Source organism: Sphingomonas sp., from assembly GCF_051962185.1.
Lineage (GTDB): Bacteria > Pseudomonadota > Alphaproteobacteria > Sphingomonadales > Sphingomonadaceae > Sphingomonas.
In genome coordinates, this window is record NZ_JBQCCN010000020.1 from 1 (window position 1) to 4,623 (window position 4,623).

A 4,623-nucleotide genomic window follows, 5' to 3' on the forward strand; every position below is an offset into this window, starting at 1 on the left:
TGTTCGCGCGCAACCTCTACAATTTCCTCTCGACCTTCTGGGACAAGGAAGCCGGCAAGCCGGTGCTCGACGAGGAGATCGGCGATGCCGTGCGGCTGACCAGGGATGGCCAAGTCGTCAACGCGAGACTCACGTCGTGAGATTAGGGGCATTGGCGTTCGCGATAATGCTGACGCTCCTGCCCGGCGCGGCTTTGTCGCAGAATGCGGCGGATAGCGGGTCGATCCGCTATATCTTCCCGACGCTTCTCGTGCCCGACCAGCCCGCGGAGCGATCGAGGATCGTTTCCAAGAAAGACCCCTGGTTTTCCGGCAAGGCGGTTCCGGTCCGAGCGATGGCACTCGATAAAGACGTTCCGATAGCCGAGGCCGGTCTGGTTCTGTCGAAGGGCACAGTGTTGTCGGTCGCCACCAGCGATCATCTGATCGCTTGCCAGCAGAATATTGTCGTTTCCGCCGGGGTCGGCGGCATGGGGCGCTCGCCGATCTGCCTGGTCGACCTCGATCGGGACGGCAGGTTCGACGGATGGTTCAAGAGCAGCATCGAGATCATCTGGGGATGCTGCAACGGCCATCTTCAGCGAAGCCATGTTCGGCCGATCGACTCGGTCAGCGCCACCGAGCTTTCGCCCGGCGAGGTTCGCGCGCTCAAACCCTGGGGATATTTCTCGATCCGCTACGCCCAGGGAATGCTCACTTATTGCCTGGGCGTGTCGGATGTATGCCTGCAGAAGGCGCCGAGGATAAAACCGACCGACAGCGAACAGCAGACCGAATTCATGGGCGGTCTGTTCGGCTACCGACAGCAGGCGGACGGGAAACTGGCTGTTCGGATGATTCGCGATCCGCAGGAGGCAACGTACTAGTCATGGACTTCATCTCGATCCTGTCGATCTTCGTGCTGGCGGTATTCGTCGGCTATTATGTTGTCTGGTCGGTAACGCCGGCACTGCACACGCCGCTGATGGCGGTGACCAACGCGATCTCGTCGGTGATCATCGTCGGCGCGCTGATCGCGTCGGCGGCAGTGACGATCGGCGAGGGCGGCGCGACCTCGAAATGGCTCGGCCTGCTCGCGGTGGTGCTCGCCAGCATCAACATCTTCGGCGGCTTCGCGGTCACGGCGCGGATGCTCGCCATGTACAAGAAGAAGGACCGGCCGGCCGCGGCCAAACATTGATTTCGTCATCCCGGGCGTGTCCCGGGATCCACTCATCCACTTGCGCCAGGTGGCGCGGTGGACCCCGGCACAAGGCCGGGGTGACGGTTGGGGGTTGAATGGAACAGGTAACGATCAATCCTTGGGCGGCGTTGGCCTATCTGGTCGCGGGGGTGTGCTTCATCCTAGCGTTGCGCGGTCTGTCGAGCCCGACCTCGAGCCAGCGCGGCAACCGCTTCGGCATGATCGGCATGACGATCGCGGTCGTGACAACGTTGGTGACGCACTATCCTCGCGACATCGATTCGAAGGTCTCGGATGCGAGCTCCATCTTTTACGGATTACCGGCGCCGGATCTGGTGACTGCAACTCAGATATTGGCGGCGATCGGCGTAGGCGCGGCAATCGGTATTATTACAGCTCGGCGGATCGCGATGACGGCGATGCCGCAGTTGGTGGCCGCGTTTCATTCGCTGGTCGGCCTAGCCGCTGTGCTGGTCGCTGGCGCGGCTTTCCTCAATCCCTTGGCATTCGGTATCGCAAAGGTGCTAGTGTCCGAAGTCGGTCAGCCGACGACCTTGATCTTCGCCCAGAGCCGTATCGAAATGGGTCTCGGCGTCGCGATCGGTGCGATCACCTTCTCGGGATCGGTGATCGCGTTCCTCAAATTGAACGGCAATATGGGCGGCAAGCCGATCATGTTGCCCGGCCGCCATGTCATCAACCTGGCGGTGCTCGCCGGCATCCTCGGGCTGGTCGCCTATTTCACCCAGGACCAGTCGCCCTGGGTGTTCTGGACGATCACGGGCCTCAGCTTTGCGATCGGCTTCCTGCTGATCATCCCGATCGGCGGCGCCGACATGCCGGTCGTGGTGTCGATGCTCAATTCCTATTCGGGCTGGGCCGCGGCGGCGATGGGCTTCACCCTCCACAACACCGCGATGATCATCACCGGCGCGCTGGTCGGATCGTCGGGCGCGATCCTCAGCTACATCATGTGCCGCGCGATGAACCGCAGCTTCATCAGTGTGATCGCGGGCGGCTTTGGCGGCGAAAGCGGCGGCGGTGCGGCGGCGGCCGCGACCGACCGTCCGTGGAAGCGCGGCTCGGCCGAGGATGCGGCGTTCCTGATGAGCCAGGCCGAACAGGTCATCATCGTGCCCGGCTACGGCATGGCGGTGGCGCAGGCGCAGCATGTGCTGCGCGAGATGGCCGACAAGCTGAAGGAAGAGGGTGTCCGCGTGAAATACGCGATCCACCCGGTCGCGGGGCGCATGCCCGGGCATATGAACGTGCTGCTGGCCGAGGCCAACGTCCCCTATGACGAGGTGTTCGAGCTCGAGGACATCAATAGCGAGTTCGCCCAGACCGACGTCGCGTTCATCATCGGCGCCAACGACGTGGTCAATCCGGCGGCCAAGACCGACAAGAGCTCGCCGATCTACGGCATGCCGGTGTTCGACGTGAACAAGGCCAAGACGGTCCTGTTCATCAAGCGATCGATGGGCGGCGTCGGCTATGCCGGGGTCGACAACGACGTCTTCTATCAGGACAATACCATGATGCTCCTCGCCGACGCCAAGAAGATGGTCGAGGAGATCGTGAAGGCGCTGGGCTGACCATGGCCAGCGGCGCGACGCCGACCGCACGGCCCGGAGCGCTCGTGCTCGGTCAGACCGGTGCGCGCATCCATCTGGCCGCCGCGGCGGTCCGAGCCGGTGCCGAGGTCGTTGCCGAGGCCGATTGGTCGGATGCCGTTTTGCCCGGCGCGACGGGCGCGCAAATCGTCATCGCCGCGCTCGACGATCTTGCGGGCGATAGGCTGCACGATGCGGTCGATCGGCTCGGCCATGTGCCGGAAACCGAATTCGGGCTGATCGTCACGCTGACCGAAAGCCAGATCGACGCGGTCGCGGCACCGTTGCTTGCCCGCCGCATCACCTTGCTGTGCGATCCTCAACCGGCCGATCTCGCCGCGGCGATCGCGCAGGCCCTGGTCGCGCCGGCCGAACCGGCAGCGCGCCCGCTTCCCGCGAATGTCGCCGATCAGCGCAGCGAGTACGGCTTGCCCGCCGAGCCGGTGCAGGTCGCGGCCGCCGACGTCCGTAAGGCGATTCGCGCGCGACGGCTGCGCAGCCGGCCGTTCCCCGATGTGCTGTTCGAGGACCCCGCCTGGGACATGCTGCTCGACCTCTATGCCGCGCATCTCGAACGTGGCCAGGTGTCGGTATCGAGCCTGTGCATCGCCGCGGCGGTGCCGCCGAGCACCGCGCTACGCTGGATTTCGAAGATGACCGAAGACGGATTGTTCGTGCGCGAGCCCGACCCGTTCGACCGCCGCCGCGCCTTCATGGCGCTGAGCGAAGCGGCGCTCGATCGCATGAACCGCTATTTCGCGACATTGGCACAGAACGGCCTGGCGATCGCCTGACCCCCTTGCGCTCGCGGCCAAGCCGCGTCACAGGACAGCCGTACGGGCGGTTAGCTCAGTTGGTAGAGCATCTCGTTTACACCGAGAGGGTCGGCGGTTCGAGACCGTCACCGCCCACCATTCCGGTCGCCGCCTTCCTCATAAAGCGCGGACCAGGGTTCTCGCCTCGGCGATCCAGGGCGGGTCGCTGACCACTTGCTGGCGCTGCCCGGCGCCGAGCGGGAGAATTTGCAGCCGTTCGCCTTCGCGCCCGATCAGCCGGCCGAACAGGAAACGTCCGCCGGGGCGCGGCACCAGCACATCGCGATTGAGCGCGCGGGCAAAGCCGTCGGGCTCCAGCCGCGCGCACCAGATCGTGTCGCCGGCGCGATAGTCGCCGATCCCGGCCGCGACGGAGATCGCCACCGCGCCGGGCTCGGGCCGCGGCGCCGGGATCGTCGCCGCGCGGGCGGGCGCGAACACGCCGTCCGCGCCGAGCACTGCCGCGACCGGCAGGCCCGCCTGGTCGGGCAGCGTCACGAGGTCCGCCGCTTCGACGCCGAGCGCCGCTGCGATGCGGTTGAGCCAGGCGACCGACACGGTGCGCATGCCCGTCTCCAGCCGGCCGATCGTCTGCGCGGTGGTCGGCGGCACGCAACGCCGCGCGACATCGTCGAGCGTCATGCCCTTGGCGCGGCGTACTTCGCGGATCGCGGTGATCATGCTGTCCTCCAACAACCAGATCGGTTCGCGAGTTTCAGGCAGATAGGGTGTCGTTGGCAAGTTTTTTCGGGAGGCCGGAGCCGTCGGGATCGATCGGGCGCGCGAGAGACTGAGAGCGTTCCCACCAATCGCGAATTGGCTCGGCATCATCGACCGAAGGGGGAACAATGGTCGGGGCGTACTATACTCTCCCCGTCATCCCGGCCTTGTGCCGGGATCCGCCGGGCGGCAGGCCTCACGGCTTGAGGCTCAACGGCATCACCGGCGGCACGGCGGATCCCCGGACAAGCCCGGGATGACGGTTTAAGCCAGGGGCGCGGCCTTCCTCCCAA

At 65.5% G+C, this 4,623-nt stretch carries 5 protein-coding genes, 1 tRNA gene and 1 pseudogene; 6 read left to right on the forward strand and 1 reads right to left on the reverse strand.

What is annotated here, in order from left to right:
* From ACTHJR_RS01470 to ACTHJR_RS01495, 6 genes and pseudogenes are all read left to right on the forward strand, one after another.
* A pseudogene (locus ACTHJR_RS01470) lies at positions 1-140 on the forward strand (NAD(P)(+) transhydrogenase (Re/Si-specific) subunit alpha); the annotation flags it as partial.
* Between the two features lie 26 nt (positions 141-166).
* Entirely contained in the window at positions 167-865 is a 699-nt protein-coding gene (locus tag ACTHJR_RS01475) for a hypothetical protein (protein ID WP_440521277.1), read from the forward strand.
* A gap of 2 nt (positions 866-867) precedes the next feature.
* Positions 868-1,179 carry a proton-translocating transhydrogenase family protein gene (locus ACTHJR_RS01480; RefSeq protein WP_440521278.1) on the forward strand — a complete coding sequence of 104 codons (312 nt, stop codon included), beginning with the start codon at positions 868-870 and terminating at the stop codon, positions 1,177-1,179.
* 98 nt (positions 1,180-1,277) lie between these two features.
* Positions 1,278-2,777, forward strand: coding sequence for an NAD(P)(+) transhydrogenase (Re/Si-specific) subunit beta (locus tag ACTHJR_RS01485; RefSeq protein WP_440521279.1), 1,500 nt, complete (start codon positions 1,278-1,280; stop codon positions 2,775-2,777).
* Between the two features lie 2 nt (positions 2,778-2,779).
* Positions 2,780-3,589 (forward strand): hypothetical protein, encoded by an 810-nt coding sequence (locus ACTHJR_RS01490; protein WP_440521280.1) that lies wholly within the window; start codon positions 2,780-2,782, stop codon positions 3,587-3,589.
* Positions 3,590-3,633: 44 nt separating this feature from the next.
* A tRNA-Val gene (locus ACTHJR_RS01495) sits at positions 3,634-3,709 on the forward strand.
* Between the two features lie 18 nt (positions 3,710-3,727).
* Here the strand turns inward: ACTHJR_RS01495 and ACTHJR_RS01500 are convergent.
* A complete protein-coding gene (locus tag ACTHJR_RS01500; RefSeq protein ID WP_440521282.1) occupies positions 3,728-4,291 on the reverse strand; it encodes a helix-turn-helix domain-containing protein in 564 nt (187 codons plus the stop codon).
* Positions 4,292-4,623: the final 332 nt, after the last annotated feature.